The following is an 18,335-nucleotide window of genomic DNA, read 5'->3' as shown; positions in this document are numbered from 1 at the left end:
CAAGCTCTATTTAAGCGATTATCCCCAAAACCACTGACTCAGCGGCTTCCCCACTCACCAACTTCGCCGTTGCACCATCATAATAAATTTTTCCATCCACAATCAGCAAAGAGCGTGGGGCGATTTTGGCGGCATCATCAAGATTATGGGACACCATAAGTAAAGTGATTTGTCGTTCGCTGCATATTTGATCCAATAATTCCAGCATTTCATTGCGTAAAGCCGGATCAAGTGCTGAAAATGGCTCATCCAGTAATAAAATTGGTTGATGGCGGACTAAACAACGTGCCAACGCTGCCCGCTGGCGTTGTCCGCCAGAAAGTTGAGCGGGCAGGCGTGATAAACACGCTTCTAATGACACCTGGGAAGCAATTTGTTGCAGCGTTTTCTTTTGTTCAGCATTTAACCGCAAGCCAGGGTGTAATCCCAAAGCAATATTTTGTGCGATGGTTAAATGGGAAAACAGGTTGTTTTCCTGAAACAGCATCGAAACCGGCCGCTTGGAAGGTGAGGTATGCGTATGATTCTCACCATCCAGCCAAATATTACCTTGTGCTGGAAACTGGAAACCCGCCATCAAACTTAACAAGGTGCTTTTACCTGCCCCGCTAGGGCCGAGGATTGCAATACGTTCTCCGGCTTTGACGCTCACATTAAAATGCATGGCAAGGTGTTCATAAGTATAAATGACATTCTCAAGTTTAATCATGGTGTCGGCTCGGTAAGCGTTCAATCACAGTGAATAAAACAAAACACAGTAGGAGTAACAGAAATGCGGTCACGGCACCATCCTGACTGCGATATGCCCCAATTTGTTGGGAAAGGTAATAAGGCAAAGTGCGGAAATCTTCATTGCCAAATAAGGCGATCACACCAAAATCGCCAATGGATAATACACAGGCGAAAGCCAATGCTTGTGCCAATGGAATTTTTAATGCCTTAAGCTCGATCCAATACAGGCGGTGCATTCCTTGAATATTGAGGGAACGGCATAGGGGATTATAACGCTCTGCCAGATCGCGCATTGGGTTTTCCAATACTTTTAGCGCGTAGGGGATCGCCATCAATGCGTTGGTCAAGATAACTAACCCGTAAGGTGATTGAGGTATACCTATGGTTGTGTTCAGCAAGAGAAAAAAGCCTGTGGCGAGGACGATCCCCGGCATAGCAAGGATCAACAACCCGCTGGTTTCCATTGCCTGTCCCCAACGCGGGGAATGGCGTAAGCGTAATTCGCGGCTGCTCCATAGCAACATCATGGTGAAAATAACACACAGCAATCCTGCTCCTACTGCAATAACGACAGATGTCGTAAAGGCTTGCCATAAAGCGGGCTGGCTTAAGACAGCAAAAATATCACGCTTCAGGCCATCCACGATGACTGCTAATAAAGGGGGAAGTAACAGCAGTAACGCGATGCTAATCAGTAAACCATCAGATAATTTTTGCAGCCATGAATCCTGTGGATTACGCCATTGTTGTTGATGTCCATAACCAACAGCAAGTGCGCCTTTCAATTTTTGGCTAAGGAGCACCAAACCGAGGCAGCAAAAAAGTTGTATCAAGGCAAGTAGGGCGGCATGACCAAGATCGTAGTCGTAACTAAGCGCCTGATAAATGGCAAGTTCAATGGTCGTTGCGGCTGGGCCACCGCCGAGGGCAAGAACCGTTGCGAAGCTGGCAAAGCACAGCATGAAAATCAGCGCACCCGTCGGTAAAATTTGGCGGCGCAAATAAGGCCACTCAATAAAACGAAAATGTTGCCATTCATTCATACCGAGCTGGGCGGCAAGCTGGCGCTGTTCAATAGCAATACTCTCCAGAGATTGCAGCAATAACCGTGTTGCCATTGGCATATTAAAGAAAATATGTGCCAGCAAAATCCCTTGTAGTCCATATGGTGTAAAACGATATTCAACGCCTATCCATTGGGAAATATTAGCCAGCCAGCCGGTCTGACCATAAACAGTAAGAATGCCAAATAGAGCAACCAAAACAGGAAGAATCAATGTCATGGCGCATAAGCGCAGAAAGAGTGTCTTTCCGGGAAAACGGCGCCGATAAAGTGCCCGAGCCAGAAAAATAGCGGGGATTACCGATAAGACGGCAGAGAGAAATGCCTGCCAGAAGGTGAATCTAATGACATGCCAGAGATAACTGTCATGCAAGAATTCCTGCCAATGGCTTTCAGGTGCATTGAACCACAGCGTCCCGAATGCTGACAGGGCAACTATAATTAACAGGCCAGAGGCAATAACCCCCGGCAATAACCAACCCGCGATTAACGGCTGACTGCGCTTTGCCATGTACGTATCCATTTTGTACGGTGTTTTGCCACATCATCTGCGTTGAATAGCAGGGATTTCTCAGGAACAGGAAGTTGTTTGAAAACGTCGGGTAAAGGGATATCAATGACAGGATACATCCATTGGGTTGTTGGAATGACTTGCTGAAATGCCGGAGAGAGCATGAAATTCATAAACTTCTGTGCCAGTTCTGGTTGTTTGCTTGAGGCCAACTGAGCAGCCACTTCAATTTGCAAGTAGTGTCCTTCCTTGAAGATAGCGGCGGCGTAGTTATCTTTTTTCTCTGACATAATGTGATAGCCAGGTGATGTGGTATAGCTCAGCACCATATCACCTTCACCTTTCAGAAACAGGCCATAGGCTTCACTCCAGCCTTTAGTGACGGTGAGTGTCTTTTGGGCCACTTTTTGCCACTCCTGAGCGGCGTTGTCGCCATAGAGTTCCTGTATCCAGAGCAGTAACCCTAAACCTGGTGTGCTGGTACGTGGATCTTGGTAAATAATCTTCCAATTCTGGTGGCTATTGATTAATTCGTCCATACTTTTGGGGGGATGAGGCAGGGTATTTTTGTTGTAAATAAAGGCAAAATAACCGTAATCGTAAGGAATAAACGTCGTGTTGTGCCATGCAATGGGTAATTTCAGTTTTGAGGTATCGACGTGACTTGGTGTGAATAATCCGGTTTGCTGAGCGGCTTGAATCAGGTTGTTATCTAACCCCAATACAATATCTGCGGGTGTTTTTTTGCCTTCCATTCTCAAACGGTTCAGCAAGGAGACGCCATCTTCCAACGCAACCAGTTTCAGTTCACAGTCACATTCTGCCTCAAAGGCTTTTTTGATAGCAGGTCCTGGTCCCCATTCAGAGGCAAATGAATCATAAGTATAAACTGTCAGGGTAGGTTTTGCCTGGCCTGACTGAGCAAAAACACTGGCAGAAACAGACAGTAGGCTGATAGCCATAAAGCGGGAAAATAATTTAGTAAACACTTTGCTCTCCTGTAGTTGCATATATCAATAGTTAAAAATATTGATAGTTGTATACCAATTGCCTTTCAAGATGCGTCTTTGATTTGCAAGCTACAACTTGAAGTTGGATTGGTATATATATCAGTTACTTAATATTTGTTATTAGCAGACAGCAAAGGATCTGAGAAGGTGCTAAATGAAAATGACATCTATTATATCAATGAGTAGCGTCTCAAATCCCTACGACGGTACTAACCGGTTCAGGTTCGACGGGTTTGTTCTCAGCAGCACTGTTTTGCGACAGCCGCACCCCGTTGAGATAGCGGTATTGTAGAGACTTCGGCTACGTCTGCAAAGTCTCATCATAGAGGTTTACCGCTTGAGATGAGTGTGAAACAATTAGCTATCTTTTTAAATTTGTTATATCGAGAGGTAGTCTGGTGATCGATGATGATGGCTACCGCCCGAATGTAGGAATTGTAATTTGTAATCGCCAAGGGCAGGTTCTGTGGGCCCGCCGTTATGGGCAGCATTCCTGGCAGTTTCCTCAAGGGGGTATCAATCCAGGGGAATCACCAGAGCAAGCGATGTATCGCGAGTTGTTCGAAGAAGTTGGTTTAAGTCGCAAAGATGTACGGGTTCTTGCCTCAACCCGGAGTTGGTTGCGTTACAAATTACCCAAGCGTTTGGTGCGTTGGGATACAAAGCCTGTTTGTATTGGGCAAAAGCAACGTTGGTTTTTATTGCAGTTATTGTGTAATGAAGCGGATATTAATGTGCAGCGCAGTAAGACTCCGGAGTTTGATGGTTGGCGTTGGGTGAGTTATTGGTATCCTGTCCGGCAGGTTGTTTCTTTTAAACGAGATGTCTATCGACGCGTGATGAAAGAATTCTCTTCTATTGTAATGTCAACGCAGGAGCCAGCTTCATTATTCCATTCACCTTATTTACATCGTCGTAGAAAAAGTTAGGTCATTGTTATGCTCATGCGCTTACGGGAAATTGTCGAAAAGGTTGCGATGGCCGTTAATTTATCTGAAGCGCTTGAGTTATTGGTCAATGAAACGTGCCTGGCAATGAACACGGATGTTTGCTCTATTTATTTGGCGGATCATCAGCGGCAATGTTATTACCTGATGGCAACCAAAGGGTTGAGAAAACCTAGGGGGCAAGCAATTAGTCTCTCCTTTGATGAAGGCGTTGTGGGGCAAGTTGGGCGTCTGTCCGAATTAATTAATCTCGCTGATGTCCGTGAACATCCCAGTTTTAAATATATTCCCCAAGTAAGAGAAGAAAGTTTGCGGGCTTTTTTAGGTGTACCGATTATTTATCGTCGCCAATTGCAGGGAATACTCGTTGTCCAGCAATATGAACGACGGTTATTTAATGAAAGTGAAGAATCTTTCATGGTGACACTGGCGATGCAGCTTGCTGCCGTTCTCGCTCAGGCGCAAACCAAAGGGTTATTCGGTCGATATCGACAAACTCGTATTAAGGCGCTTGCCATTTCTAATGGCATTGTGATGGCGCAGGGATGGCAAGATCGCTCCCAACCTCTGTTGGAACAAGTGACTGAAGCATTGACGCTGGATTGTCAGGCTGAACGTTCCAGGCTAACTTTGGCTCTTGAAGAAACAACCGCTGAATGCCGTCGTATCAGCAAACGCTTTACTGCCAATTCACAGAAAGAAAGCGCCGCTATTTTTGATCTCTATTCCCATCTATTAAATGATCCTCAGCTTAAGCGGGATCTGTTTTGTGCCGTTGATAACGGTTTTGTGGCGGAATGGGCAATTAAAACGGTGATTGAAAAATATGCTGAGCAGTTTGCCCGTTTGCAAGATCTTTATATGCGCGAGAGGGCATCTGATTTGCGCGCGCTCGGTCAGCGGGTGCTGTTTCATCTGATTGGTTCTTCCACGGGGAGCAGGCAGTGGCCGGAGCGCTTTATACTGGTTGCTGATGAGCTTAGTGCTAATTTGTTGGCTGAATTGCCACAAGATCAATTGGTTGGTGTGATTGTACGAGATGGCGCGACTCATTCTCATTCTGCAATATTGGTCCGTGCGATGGGGATCCCCGCGATCATGGGGGCGGATATCCAGCCTGAGTTATTACACAATCGGACACTCATCCTGGATGGTTATCGTGGAGAAATTTTTATTGAGCCAGAGCCTCTGATTACCCAGGAATACCAACAAATCATCGAGGAGGAACAGGTTCTCAGCAAGCTGGCTGAATATGAACAGCAGAAGCAAGCGCGGTTAAAAAGTGGAGAACGGGTTCTGGTACAGCTCAACGCGGGCTTGAGTTTGAAACATGAACGGCAGATGGAAGACAATATTGATGGCATCGGGCTGTACCGCACAGAAATTCCTTTTATGTTGCATAGCGGTTTTCCATCAGAAGATGAGCAGAAAAATCGCTATCAAGAGATACTGGAACTTTTTCCTGATAAGCCAGTGGTATTGAGAACACTGGATATTGGCGCTGATAAACAACTTCCCTATATGCCCATCAATGAAGAAAACCCTTGTCTGGGCTGGCGGGGAATTCGTATCACACTGGATCAACCGGAAATATTCCTGATTCAGCTTCGTGCGATGCTAAAAGCCAATGCACAGACGGGCAATTTAAAAATACTCTTGCCGATGGTAACCAGTATTGAAGAGATTGATGAAGCCCGAAAACTGATTGAGAGAGCGAAAATTGAAGTAGAGCAGACGTTAGCTGAGACAATCACAATGCCTCAGATTGGTATTATGCTTGAAGTTCCTTCTGCCCTTTTTTTGCTGCCCCAATTAAAGCAACGGATTGATTTTGTTTCTATTGGCACGAATGATTTAACCCAGTATTTGCTTGCGGTGGATCGCAATAATACACACGTTGCTTCGCTATATGATAATTTGCATCCTGCGGTGATTAGGGCCTTGAAACTCGCCTTTGATGAATGTCAGCGTCTTAATCTCCCGATTAGCATATGCGGAGAAATGGCAGGCTTACCAATGGGGACACTCATATTGCTCGGCTTAGGTTACCGTAGCCTGAGCATGAGTGGTCACAGTATTCCGCGTATTAAGTATTTATTGCGCCATTTGGATGCCAAAGAACTTGAGCGTTTTATTGAGTTGGCATTGCAAGTTGAAACCAGCCATGAAGTAAAAGCATTGTCAGCCGAATTTATGGAATCACGAGGTTTGGGGGGCTTGATTCGAGGGTCATGCTCCCAATAGTTAGATTTATTACCTGAGATAGAATTCACGCTCAATAAAAGTTCCTATCACTTTATTGTGCATCTCTTCGGATTTGGAGTCACCTATCGTTTTTCGATTCAGTCTTTTGATGCGAATACGTAGGGTAAGATTAGTTCTCTCGATGCGTTGGGTAAATTTCTTTCCTGTGAGGTGTTTTTCCTCAGGCAGGCAATCGTAATTGAGAGGGACAAAAAGATTTTCAGGGGGGTATCTTCTGGCAGGTAAATAAAAGCCAGATGAATCTAAGAAGCTAAATTTAGTGTATCAATTTGTTTTTTTATTAGGGTACTATCTGAAATTTAAATTAGGTAATTATCTGACTTTATTTAAGAAGAGAGGTTAATTACAATTTTTCTGGTGATCTTTTATTTATGCTGGAATAGATAAGGCTTACTGTTATATCCTGTTTAATTGATGCTATATGGAAATCGTGACACAAATCACTTGATTGTCACATGTCATTAATAGTAATTAATGAAATTATTCATGACGAATATTATGGAGAATTGAGGAATGATACATAAGAAATATAATCCCACTTGGGATGGCTATATGGGGGATGTTTTAAGGGGGAATGTGGGAATTAATCAGCTAAAGCCTCAACATGAATTTTTTGATGCTATTGGTCTAGAAAAAGTATTGAGGGATAATACCCAGTATCACTTTGTTCTCACATTATCAGAAGCTCAAAGCATTATTGAGGATATCAGTCCCCGCCGTCCACAAAGTCCAAATCATGGAGAAGCATTTGCAAGAGGTATGGACGCAGGAAACAAGAAAAAAAATCCTATGGCGCGTGTATTTTCTGTCACTGATCCCATATCTACCTACGCAGGAAATATCTATGATTCACGTGGATTCCATGATGTTGTTCGAGAATTTAAGAGCTTAGGCATTAAAGCGGCAGAACATGTAGGAAAAAATGGGGAAAGGTATATTCACATATCAGGGCATGCAGGTCTTCGGAGTCGTATCATGGGGACACGATATCGTGCCCAAAATCCCCAAATGCTTGGAATGGGAATTGGGCAGCAGGGTCTTAATGCAAGCGTTGTTCAAGGAGTTAGATTCTCCATCATTTTTTCTATTGGATATCGAGTAATAGAAAGTATTTTTAAGGATGAATATACGCTAGCCGATTTTCTTGGAAATGTAACCATGGATATGGCTAAAACTGCTATTATCGCGACAGCCTCTTGGGCTGTCGGTTCAACTTTAATTGCTACAGCCGCTTTAGGTGGCAGTATAATTGCTGTTGCGGGAATAGTTCTACTTGCTGGTTTTGCAGTGGCTTATATTTTAGATGCTCTTGATAAGCAATATGGGATAAGTGAAAAATTAATAGCACTCATAAAAGAAGAAATGAAAAGAAAACCAAGAACACCGGAAGCGGATTTACAGCATTTTTTTAATGAATTAGGAAGGTTTAGGTGAATAGTAAATACCTTAAAGCATTAGGTGTGCTGATATTATCATTGTTAATGACATTTATAGTTGCTTTCATTATTGACGATGCTATTTCATTAATATTAATGAAAGATGAAATAAGATTTTCTGCCACTGTTGTCATGGTTGTTATGTCTTCACCTCTATTATTATATTCGTTATCAGGCTCTGTTTTTTTCTTTATCTTTGATAGACTACCTAAATTTAACAAGATAGTTGTTAAATATCTTAGTAGGTTGATGATTGCATCATTTATAATTGGTTTTCCTATCTCTTTTTATGTTGATTATAAGTTAAAAAGTGATGGTTATCTGACATGCGATAAATTATCGTGGATGTCACCAACCACCTATGTAAAAGATTTATCACTGTGTAAATGAAAAAGTTTGTAAATATTCTGTCCTCGTGTTTTCGCAAGTTTAGCCTCTGAATGTCAGGGGCTTTTTTATTGTTTTTCATAATGCTAAATAGTGTTTATACCCATGCAACTTCAAGTTGTAATTTGCAACACAATATGAAACCTGATATCTCCCCGCTTCGCGGGGAGATATCACACGCATCTTGAAGTTAGATTGGTATAAAGCATATAAAAACCAGATCATGCTCCCAATAGTTAGATTTATTACCTGAGATAGAATTCACGCTCAATAAACGTTCCTATCACTTTATCGTGCATCTCTTCGGATTACCACAACATCTAATCATTGGGAGCATGACCCTTAACCGAGTTTGTAGTCTCTACCAAGGTTCATAAGAAGTGCCACGACAGTCACTTGTGGTCTAATGGTGGGAGCAAATCACTTGCCTGTGTTATTATCTGCGATTATTTGTCTTAACCCGTTCAAGTCATATAATTTATTCGCACAAGATCATTCATTCACATAACATATTTTTAGTGGGGAACGATGAGCACTAGCTATCTGGCATTTCCTAATATTGACCCAGTCATATTTTCAATCGGGCCTGTATCCCTCCACTGGTACGGTTTTATGTATCTGGTTGGCTTTGTTTTTGCCATGTGGCTGGCAAATCGCCGTGCGGCAAAACCAAACAGTGGCTGGAACAAAACTGAAGTTGAGAACCTACTGTATGCAGGGTTTGTCGGGGTTTTCGTCGGTGGGCGCCTCGGTTATGTCCTGTTTTATAATCTCCCAATGTTCCTTGATAACCCGCTTTATCTGTTTAAAGTTTGGGATGGCGGAATGTCTTTCCACGGTGGATTGATAGGCGTTATCTGCGCCATGTGGTGGTTTGCGCGCCGCACCAAGCGTCACTTCTTGCAAGTCGCAGATTTCATTGCGCCATTAGTTCCCTTTGGTTTGGGAATGGGGCGCATCGGTAACTTTATCAATGGAGAATTGTGGGGGCGTGTTACGCTTGATACACCGTGGGCGATGTTATTCCCAGGTTCTCGCAGTGAAGATATCGCAATGGCTACCACCAACCCTTCGCTATGGCCAATTCTGGAAAAATATGGTGTTTTGCCCCGCCATCCATCACAGCTTTATGAAATGGTGTTGGAAGGCATCGTATTATTTATCATCCTCAACTTATTTATCCGTAAACCGCGCCCGATGGGGAGTGTTTCAGGTTTATTCCTGATTGGTTACGGTGCATTTCGCATAATAGTCGAATTTTTCCGCCAGCCTGACGCACAGCTTGGGCTGTTTGAAGGGATAAGTATGGGGCAAATCCTTTCTGTCCCCATGATTTTAGCGGGAATACTTTTGATGATATGGGCGTATAAATGCCCTGGCAATAAAACTCGTAATAACAAGGTACAAGAGGCAAAATGAAACAGTATCTGGATTTAATGAAAAAAGTGCTGGAAGAGGGTACGGCAAAAGACGACCGCACGGGGACAGGAACCCTGTCTATCTTTGGTCATCAGATGCGTTTCAATTTGCAAGAAGGTTTTCCGTTGGTAACAACCAAGCGTTGCCACATTCGTTCTATTATCCATGAGTTGCTGTGGTTCTTGAATGGCGACACCAACATTAAATACCTGCATGATAACGGTGTGTCTATTTGGGATGAATGGGCTGACGAAAATGGCGATTTGGGGCCTGTTTATGGTAAACAATGGCGAGCCTGGGGTTCTGCGGATGGTCGTCAAATCGATCAATTAACCCAGGTTATTGAGCAGTTGAAAAGTGATCCTGATTCACGTCGGATCATCGTTTCTGCATGGAACGTTGGGGAGTTGGATAAAATGGCGTTGGCGCCATGCCATGCTTTTTTCCAGTTCTACGTGGCGGACGGAAAACTTTCCTGCCAGCTTTACCAGCGCTCTTGTGACGTGTTCTTAGGGTTGCCATTCAATATTGCCAGCTATGCTTTATTGGTACATATGATGGCTCAACAATGTGATCTTGAAGTCGGTGATTTTGTTTGGACGGGGGGAGATACTCACCTTTACAGCAACCATTTGGAACAGACCAAACTGCAATTAAGCCGTGAGCCACGTGCGTTACCTAAATTAGTTATTAAGCGCAAGCCAGACTCATTGTTTGATTATCAATTCGAAGACTTTGAAATTGTGGATTACGATCCGCATCCCGGTATTAAAGCCCCCGTTGCCATTTAATCCTCTTTTTCCATCCTCAAATTTGGGGATGGAAAATTAATTTAATCCGAATCAATAGTTCACCTTATTAATTTTGTGAAGCATCTCGCAATTAAAATGCAACAAAATAAAATATCTATTTTCCTTTCAAAGCGCTTCGCATAATTAAATCGTGACACTGTTCATTTAGTTCCTAATCGTCGATATTCCCCTTGAATAAAATTGAGCTGAATATAGACGCCAGAAAATAATGGAATATAAAAATATTAACAATCACAATGGATTTACCTTATTAGAACTTATGATAGCAATACTCATTATTTCGATTAGCTTATCCTGGGGATTATATCATTGGGGGAAATATCAAAGTCGCCAGCGTTTGCAATCGGCAGTACATAATGTGTTGTCTTTTATGGAAAGACAGCAGGCGTTAGCAAATTATTTAAATCGGGATCGTACCTTATGGTTAGTGATAGGTCAGCCTTGGTGTTTAATATCGTCTGTCACCAAAATCGTTGCTTGTGATGAAGGCGATGGGGAACGCGTTGATTCTCCTCACGAAGATGTGTTTGTGTCATTTTCTACGATTGATCGCATTGATTTTTACGGGATCAGAAATACCGCAATGCCAGCCAGTTTCACGCTGGCAAATTCGGCAGGTGAAGTTAGTGTCATTGTTTCTGGACGTGGGAGAATTAGAACATGCAGCAATACAATTAACTCATTTCCCAATTGTGAGGGAATAAAACCCCATGATTCTGACTAACTTTTGCCACAAAAAAACACAAGCAGGATTTTCTTTATTAGAAATAATGGTAGCTCTGCTAATCAGTAGCGTAATTTTTATTACCATGACAAAAACGTATCCGGTTTTATCAGGCCAAATTCTCGATCTCTATCGTAAATATAGATTGCATTATTTGGTAAACAGAACGGCCCATTTGCTGGAGAAAGATATTAGGCGAGCAGGTTATTGTCGGGATAGAGAAAAATGCAAAGGTGATCCATTGATAATTAGCAATAAAAATACAGAAATGACCAACTCCTGTTTTATTGTTGCTTTTGATCTCAATTTAAATAATCAATGGGAAAAATCGGGACACATTGAATCTGAATTTTTTGGTTATCGCTTAAATAACCGAGCTCTTGAGTGGGGGAGAGGGGCAGGCGATTGTCAGGAAAGTGGTTGGGAAAGGTTATTTGATCCAAAAGAGATTGCCATTGATGCTTTTCATCTTGAGAAATCACAAGCAAAAGGTGGGGTGATTTTTGTCACTTTGTCTATTGATGCCCATTGGTTGAAATCCCCGTCTATTGTGTACCGCCACCAAGCCACAATCCGGCTGCGTAATATCCGAAAATAAAGATATTGGGAAAAGAAAATAGATGGCAGATAAACAACGGGGAAATATTCTGCTGATATCGATAATGATGCTCTTGGCGTTGAGTTTGATGATGCTGAAAGCGCTCCATTACCACCAGGAAAATGCGATGCTTATGATGATGGATGAACAAAATTATTTGCAGGCTTTTTGGCGTGCTGAATCATCATTGATATGGGGAAAGGCGCAATCATGGCAGATCAATCAGCCAGAAATGGGTGCTTGGGTTTGTCTTCAACATACTGAATTTCATTTGCAAAGTTGTCTCAAACACTATTCAGACAATCTTTTTTTATTAAAAGGTATTGCTCAATTTGCATCAGGAGAAAAGCTCGAACTTTATCAATGGATGAAACAGGTGAAACCGTTAAATCAAGAGACACTTATTCCTATTGAAAGCGGTTGGTTGGATTTTTGCCCTGTTGCTCAAGTCGAGTTTTGTTTATGAAAACCAAACGACAAGAGGGGATGAGCTTACCGGAGGTCATGATTGCGTCAGCCGTATTTGCGATCTCTTTATTGGGTTTAATGCGTTACCATCAAGCACTGTCAGCTAATTTCCAACAATATTGGGGGCAGCTTAAGGCAGTACGATATGCTCATAATCAGTTGGAACAGTATGAACGTTTGTCAGGTCAGATTGATTTGCAGAAAGCAGCAGAAGAAACTGCCATACAGCGGGGATGGAAAATGGAAGTGCAGCGAGAGTTTCGTTCCTGGGGGTGTTATCAGGTAACGGTTAATCTGACCGCACATTACAATGAACCAAGTAAATTAGGACGCTGGTTTTGTGCAGATGGGAGGTATAAAACTGAAATCTATACGCATTAAACTTCATGTTGCAATTTACAGCACGATATGAAACGTGACTTCTCCCCGCGACGCGGGGAGAAGTCACATGCATCTTGAAGTTAGCAAAATCCGCCGTAAACCCTCGACAGGGCGGGGAGCAGTCACGTTGGTATAATATGGTCTACTAAAGTAAATTAATTAAATAAAAATGCTTAAAGGTGAACAGTTTTATCCCTAATTCTTTAATAGAAGGATAATCAAAAAGGTTTTTTCTGGCAGGTGTTTTTCAGCTTTCCGATTGATCGGGTTAATGTATTAGAACGATCAATCGGAGAAGGCAAGCGCAGCGCGTCAGTGATATTTGCTGTTTCTGGATTCAAGAATGCCCATTAACTTTTTATATTCAGGTCTAACCTCGCCAGAAACAATATCACCATTAGGATATGTCATAAATGGCATGTCATTGTTCTTTCTACCAGTCCAAACTGAAAGCATTTGTTTTATATATATGTAATTTAGGTTAATGTTTTTAGCCGTTCCTATTTTATACGTTAACGGACTTCCTTTCCCTATAAGATAAAATGTATTCTCATTGCCATTTAAAAAGCTTTTTGTTATAAGGGGAAATAAAATTATTTTTTCATGTAAATCCCCGTTTATTTTTAAATAACCGCTATCAAATACTGCTGGTGCATTATCATCAATAACAAATGTCGTTTTAAATCCAATATTATCGTCAATAAGAGGCGCAATTGTTGACGTATCTTTCAGCTTCACTTCAAAAGTGATATTACTCAGTTTCCAATCACACCTCCCTCCCCCCTCCTTAGGGACACTGACCTCAACTTGATTTGACTGACCAATTGAGAACGGGTAGGTGGCACGATGAAAACCCGGAACAGAATACGACTTCATATTCGCGGTTCGGCGTTCTTTGCGGCAAATTTCAGAACGATACATGGCTGAAAGGGGTAAGGCATCCAACTCATCAGGAATCGTTGCCATAAAATGAATATTCTCTCCATTAACTGGGGGAGAAAATGATTCACTTTGCGCGCATCCTTGTATGAAAAACACAGCAAGTAGGGAGGATAATACGCTTTTATTGCATAGAGATTTCATGGGTGTTTTCCTTGTATCGCTCAAGAGCATATTTCAATAATTCAGATAGACATCGTTATGATGTATTATTTCATCAAATGACCCTATTGAAGCTATTAGCTTAGGCGTTCCGAATTTAATCTGACAGGCACTAAATCAAAGTGGGCGACTGCCAGATTAAGTCTGAATGACTACATTTTAGTCTGTTTGCTGTTTCTGGATTCAAGAATGCCCATTAACTTTTTATATTCAGGTCTAACCTCGCCATAAACAATATCGCCATTAGGATATGTCATAAATGGCCTGTCATTATTCTTTCTATCAGTCCAAACTGAAAGCATTTGTTTTATATATATGTAATTTAGGTTAATGTTTTTAGCTGTTCCTGTTTTATACGTTAACGGATCGTGTTTCCCTATAAGGTCAAATGAAAACTCCTTGCCATTTAAAAATAGTTTTGTTAGAAGGGGAAATAAAATTATTTTTTCATGTAAATCCCCGTTTATTTTTAAATAACCGCCATCAAATTCTTGTGGTGCATTACCATCAATAACAAATGTCGTTTTAAATCCAAAGCTTTTGTTAATAAGAGGATCAATTTTTGACGTATCTTTCAGCTTCACTTCAAAAGTGATATTACTCAGTTTCCAATCACACCTCCCTCCCCCCTCCTTAGGGACACTGACCTCAACTTGATTTGACTGACCAATTGAGAGCGGGTAGGTGGCACGATGAAAACCCGGAACAGAATACGACTTCATATTCGCGGTTCGGCGTTCTTTGCGGCAAATTTCAGAACGATACATGGCTGAAAGGGGTAAGGCATCCAACTCATCAGGAATCGTTGCCATAAAATGAATATTCTCTCTATTAACAGGGGGAGAAAATGATTCGCTTTGCGCACATCCTTGTATGAAAAACACAGCAAGTAGGGAGGATAATATGCTTTTATTGCATAGAGATTTCATGGGTGTTTTCCTTGTATCGCTCAAGAGCGCGTTTCAATAATTCAGATAGACATCGTTATGATGCATTATTTCATCAAATGACCCTATTGAAGCTATTAGCTTAGGCGTTCCGAATTTAATCTGACAGGCACTAAATCAAAGTGAGCGACTGCCAGATTAAGTCTGAATGACTACATCTTAGGTTTTTTGCTGTTTCTTGATTCAAGAATACGCATTAATTTATCAAAGTCTGGTGTTACATCACCATTGTATATTATTGTTCCGTCAGGGTAAGTCATTGATGTATCTGCACCCTGATTTTTTCTTCCCTGCCAATGAGTTAAAAAGTTTTTTTCATATAAGACATTAAGATGAATTTTTTTACCATTATCCATTTTATATGTCATAACATCATATTTTCCTACCAAATAAAATGATTTACTTCCCCCTCCTAAGAACCTTTCTCTTAGTAAAGGAAATAGAGTAATTTCTTCATTTAAATTACCTGTTTTTTTTATATACCCACCATCGAACTCTTGGGGGGCATTACTATCAATAACAAATGTCGTTCTAAATCCAAAATTATTTTTAATAAGAGGTGCAATTGTTGACGTATCTTTCAGGTTGACTTCAAAAGTAATATTACTCAGTTTCCAATCACACTGCCCTCCTCCCTCCTTAGGGACACTGACTTCAACTTGATTTGCCAGACCAATTGAGAGCGGGTAGGTGGCACGATGAAAACCCGGAACAGAATACGACTTCATATTCGCGGTTCGGCGTTCTTTGCGGCAAATTTCAGAACGATACATGGCTGAGATGGGTAAGGCATCCAACTCATCAGGAATCGTTGCCATAAAATGAATATTCTCTCCATTAATCGGTGGTGAAAATGATTCGCTTTGGGCGCACCCTTGTATGAAAAACACAGCAAGTAGGGAGGATAATACGCTTTTATTGCATAGAGATTTCATGGGTGTTTTCCTTATATTGCTCAAGAGCGCGTTTCAATAATTCAGATAGACATCGTTATGATGTATTATTTCATCAAATGACCCTATTGAAGCTATTAGCTTAGGCGTTCCGAATTTAATCTGATGAGATGGACGTCCCGTATGGCGTCAATTGTACCAAAATGAAATAAGCATATTCATTTTATGGGAGCGTCCATCATGTATCATAAAATTCTCGGTATTGATCTCGCTAAATCTGTTTTTCAGCTTTGTTTGCTTAACGATAATCACATTATATTTAATAAAAAAATGACCCGAAGTCGATTACTGGATGCTGTTAGACAAATGGAATCCGGGACTTTGATTGCTATGGAGGCTTGTAGTACCGCCCACTATTGGGCACGAACGATTGAAAATCTAGGTTTTAAAGTTTGCCTTATTCCCCCTCAGCATGTGAAAGCTTTCGTTAAACACCATAAAAATGATGCCAATGATGCGTTGGCAACATGTGAAGCTGCGAATCGGCCGGGTATGCATTTTGTTCCGGTCAAAAATCTGTATCAACAAGACCTCTGTGTTCTCCATAATGTCCGGCAGTCATTAGTTCAAAAACGCGTTGCTCTCTCTAATCAAATCAGAGGACTGGCAGCAGAATATGGCATTATTTTTCCGCAACGCTCTGCGGCTCTTAGAGAGTCACTGTACGAGGCACTTGAAGATGCCGATAATGGATTAACGATGATTGCACGCAGGGTTCTGAAACAACTCTATGAAGAATGGCTGAAGCTGATCCAGCAGACAGAAGAAATAGAAGAAACCCTCAAGTCGCTATCATCGCAAACGGCTCAGTGGCAGCAACTCCAATCTATTCCCGGTATTGGCCCCCTGATTGCCTCCGCAATGGTCGCGTATATTGGTGATGGAAAACAATTTAATAACGGCAGGCAAATGGCCGCTTGGTTAGGACTCGTTCCTCGACAGGCCAGCAGTGGTGGGAAAACACAATTAGGCAAAATCACTAAAAAGGGTAATCGGTACCTACGCGGGATTTTAATTCATGGCGCCAGAGCTGCTATACAACGCAGAGCGTTACGGCATGATGCCCTCGGTGATTGGATGCAGTCTTTGGTTAACCGACGGGGATTTAATAAGGCGTGTGTCGCTTATGCCAATAAATGTGCCAGGATATGCTGGTCAATTATGGTTAATAAAGATGCGTTCCAGATGAGCAAAGCCTTTGCTTAAATAAACCGGTTTCATTTTCAATAGAGTTGACTACAGTTGATGAGCTAAACGGTTATCCGGCCTTGCAAAAACCTGAGACTGTCGAGGATTTTTAATCCGTTGATCTGATGAGGAGGCAAGGTTCGGACTTCACCATGGCGCAGCAAATTTAAATGATTGCCAGACGCCGGATATATGACCGTGAACCGAAATTAGCAATACACTGAGTCACTAAAAAAGTTGAATATTATGGGACGTCCATATATGACAGTTACCCACTTTGTTATCGGCGACTGTCAGATTATATTTGGGTCAGATTTTTTTCTGCCCAAATAGATTTCCCATCCTGAAGGGTTTCTATTGGTGTCCGGCCGCAACACATTTTTCCTTGATGAGTGCGGTGATTGTTGTAATTGTCCATCCATTTGTCCAGATCTTTTTGTCACTCATCCAATGAGCCATACAATTTCTTTCTGAACGTCACTTGGTAAAATTCATTCAGGATGGTTTTGTGAAACCGTTCACAGATGCCATTGGTTTGCGGTGACATCGCCTTTGTCTTGGTATGGTCGATATCATTGACAGCCAGATACAGTTGGTCATCATGGTGCTCAACACGCCCGCAATATTCGATGCCTCTGTCTGTCAGAATACGTAACATCGGCAATCTATGAGCGCTGAAGAACGGCAGCACACGGTCATTCAGTAAATCCGCCGCCGTAATGGGCGTTTTACTCGTATAGAGTTTCGCGAAAGCCACTTTACTGTAAGTCTCGACGAAAGTTTGTTGGTACAAGCGTCCCACGCCTTTAAGATTACCGACATAAAAGGTATCTTGCGACCCTAAATAGCCAGGATGAGCGGTTTCAATTTCGCCACAAGCTTCGTCATCATGCTGCTTACGTTCAAGGGCGGCAACCTGCTCGTCAGTCAGGATAATGCCTTCGTCAGCCACTTTCTTTTCAAGGGCTGCCAGACGCTTTTTGAAGTTCTCAAGATGATGTCTGAGCCAGATAGAACGGACACCACTGGCAGACACAAAGATGCCTGCTTTTCTGAGTTCATTACTTGTTCTGGCTTGCCCATAGGCCGGGAATTCGATGGCCGAGTTGATAACGGTGTGTTCAGTCTCCGCATCCACACGGTTCTTCAAATTAGGGGTTTTTCTGCTTTGGTTGATTAACGCATCAATCCCGCCTGTTTCAACGAGTTCCTGATAACGATAAAACGTATCTCTGGATACCCCCATCACTTTACAGGCTCTTGAGACATGACTGAGTTCTTCAGCGAGATTAAGCAGACCCGCCTTGTGTTTGATGATTGGATTGCTAGTATAAAGCATGAGAGTTACCTCTTAGTCTTTGATTATGGATTCATCACCTTTAATCAAAGTCGG

General features: G+C 42.0%; 17 protein-coding genes, 2 pseudogenes and 1 riboswitch. Of the genes and pseudogenes, 11 read left to right on the top strand and 8 right to left on the bottom strand.

The genetic code is table 11. From position 1 onward, the window contains the following. Nucleotides 1–10 precede the first annotated feature (10 nt). From thiQ to thiB, 3 genes are read right to left on the bottom strand one after another with little or no spacing between them, the layout of a single operon-like run. Entirely contained in the window at nt 11–709 is a 699-nt protein-coding gene (gene thiQ / locus WDV75_RS18920) for a thiamine ABC transporter ATP-binding protein ThiQ (RefSeq protein WP_273558410.1), read from the bottom strand. Next, nucleotides 702–2,306 (bottom strand): thiamine/thiamine pyrophosphate ABC transporter permease ThiP, encoded by a 1,605-nt coding sequence (gene thiP, locus WDV75_RS18915; RefSeq protein WP_273558408.1) that lies wholly within the window; start codon nt 2,304–2,306, stop codon nt 702–704. The genes thiQ and thiP overlap by 8 nt, the downstream gene beginning before the upstream one ends. Beyond that, nucleotides 2,282–3,268, bottom strand: a complete 987-nt coding sequence (gene thiB / locus WDV75_RS18910; protein ID WP_273558536.1) for a thiamine ABC transporter substrate binding subunit — start codon at nt 3,266–3,268, stop codon at nt 2,282–2,284. The genes thiP and thiB overlap by 25 nt, the downstream gene beginning before the upstream one ends. Before the next feature lie 225 nt (nt 3,269–3,493). Beyond that, nucleotides 3,494–3,598, bottom strand: a riboswitch (TPP riboswitch). Between the two features lie 116 nt (nt 3,599–3,714). Here thiB and rppH point away from each other — a divergent pair. Then, entirely contained in the window at nt 3,715–4,245 is a 531-nt protein-coding gene (gene rppH, locus WDV75_RS18905; protein WP_189761004.1) for an RNA pyrophosphohydrolase, read from the top strand. A gap of 9 nt (nt 4,246–4,254) precedes the next feature. Further along, the gene (gene ptsP, locus WDV75_RS18900; RefSeq protein WP_273558405.1) at nt 4,255–6,507 is read left to right on the top strand and encodes a phosphoenolpyruvate--protein phosphotransferase; all 2,253 of its coding nucleotides are present in this window, start codon (nt 4,255–4,257) and stop codon (nt 6,505–6,507) included. Nucleotides 6,508–6,516: 9 nt separating this feature from the next. On the opposite strand, the pseudogene WDV75_RS18895 reads toward ptsP, so the two are convergent. Then, nucleotides 6,517–6,696, bottom strand: a pseudogene (locus WDV75_RS18895) (IS1 family transposase); the annotation flags it as partial. Between the two features lie 345 nt (nt 6,697–7,041). Between WDV75_RS18895 and WDV75_RS18890 the strand changes: the two are divergent. From WDV75_RS18890 to WDV75_RS18855, 8 genes are all read left to right on the top strand, one after another. Further along, a complete protein-coding gene (locus WDV75_RS18890; RefSeq protein ID WP_273558403.1) occupies nt 7,042–7,962 on the top strand; it encodes a hypothetical protein in 921 nt (306 codons plus the stop codon). Continuing rightward, nucleotides 7,959–8,354, top strand: a complete 396-nt coding sequence (locus WDV75_RS18885) for a DUF1240 domain-containing protein (protein WP_273558401.1) — start codon at nt 7,959–7,961, stop codon at nt 8,352–8,354. The genes WDV75_RS18890 and WDV75_RS18885 overlap by 4 nt, the downstream gene beginning before the upstream one ends. A 525-nt stretch (nt 8,355–8,879) precedes the next feature. Next, complete coding sequence (gene lgt / locus WDV75_RS18880) at nt 8,880–9,770, top strand: prolipoprotein diacylglyceryl transferase (protein WP_273558399.1); 891 nt, start codon at nt 8,880–8,882, stop codon at nt 9,768–9,770. Beyond that, nucleotides 9,767–10,561: a thymidylate synthase gene (gene thyA / locus WDV75_RS18875; protein WP_273558397.1), complete on the top strand. Its 795-nt coding sequence runs from the start codon at nt 9,767–9,769 to the stop codon at nt 10,559–10,561. Before lgt ends, thyA begins: the two co-directional genes overlap by 4 nt. Nucleotides 10,562–10,790: 229 nt before the next feature. Then, nucleotides 10,791–11,306, top strand: a complete 516-nt coding sequence (locus WDV75_RS18870) for a prepilin peptidase-dependent protein (protein WP_273558396.1) — start codon at nt 10,791–10,793, stop codon at nt 11,304–11,306. Next, nucleotides 11,293–11,904: a prepilin peptidase-dependent protein gene (locus WDV75_RS18865; protein ID WP_273558395.1), complete on the top strand. Its 612-nt coding sequence runs from the start codon at nt 11,293–11,295 to the stop codon at nt 11,902–11,904. The genes WDV75_RS18870 and WDV75_RS18865 overlap by 14 nt, the downstream gene beginning before the upstream one ends. Before the next feature lie 88 nt (nt 11,905–11,992). Then, nucleotides 11,993–12,370 (top strand): YgdB family protein, encoded by a 378-nt coding sequence (locus WDV75_RS18860; protein ID WP_338805457.1) that lies wholly within the window; start codon nt 11,993–11,995, stop codon nt 12,368–12,370. Continuing rightward, nucleotides 12,367–12,753, top strand: coding sequence for a prepilin-type N-terminal cleavage/methylation domain-containing protein (locus tag WDV75_RS18855; protein WP_273558394.1), 387 nt, complete (start codon nt 12,367–12,369; stop codon nt 12,751–12,753). The genes WDV75_RS18860 and WDV75_RS18855 overlap by 4 nt, the downstream gene beginning before the upstream one ends. 312 nt (nt 12,754–13,065) lie before the next feature. Here the strand turns inward: WDV75_RS18855 and WDV75_RS18850 are convergent, their stop codons facing one another. The 3 genes from WDV75_RS18850 to WDV75_RS18840 form a co-directional block, all read right to left on the bottom strand. After that, nucleotides 13,066–13,836 (bottom strand): hypothetical protein, encoded by a 771-nt coding sequence (locus tag WDV75_RS18850; RefSeq protein WP_273558393.1) that lies wholly within the window; start codon nt 13,834–13,836, stop codon nt 13,066–13,068. Between the two features lie 170 nt (nt 13,837–14,006). Then, nucleotides 14,007–14,783, bottom strand: coding sequence for a hypothetical protein (locus WDV75_RS18845; RefSeq protein WP_273558392.1), 777 nt, complete (start codon nt 14,781–14,783; stop codon nt 14,007–14,009). 170 nt (nt 14,784–14,953) lie between these two features. Continuing rightward, the gene (locus WDV75_RS18840; protein WP_273558391.1) at nt 14,954–15,736 is read right to left on the bottom strand and encodes a hypothetical protein; all 783 of its coding nucleotides are present in this window, start codon (nt 15,734–15,736) and stop codon (nt 14,954–14,956) included. A 198-nt stretch (nt 15,737–15,934) separates the two neighbouring features. Here WDV75_RS18840 and WDV75_RS18835 point away from each other — a divergent pair, with 198 nt between their 5' ends. Beyond that, nucleotides 15,935–16,960, top strand: coding sequence for an IS110 family transposase (locus WDV75_RS18835; RefSeq protein ID WP_338860193.1), 1,026 nt, complete (start codon nt 15,935–15,937; stop codon nt 16,958–16,960). Nucleotides 16,961–17,240: 280 nt separating this feature from the next. On the opposite strand, the pseudogene WDV75_RS18830 reads toward WDV75_RS18835, so the two are convergent. Continuing rightward, nucleotides 17,241–18,281 (bottom strand): annotated as a pseudogene (locus tag WDV75_RS18830) (IS481 family transposase). Between the last annotated feature and the right edge of the window lie 54 nt (nt 18,282–18,335).

The organism is Xenorhabdus griffiniae (assembly GCF_037265215.1).
In the GTDB taxonomy this organism is placed as follows: Bacteria; Pseudomonadota; Gammaproteobacteria; order Enterobacterales; family Enterobacteriaceae; genus Xenorhabdus; species Xenorhabdus griffiniae.
This window is presented reverse-complemented; position numbering and strand designations above follow the sequence as displayed.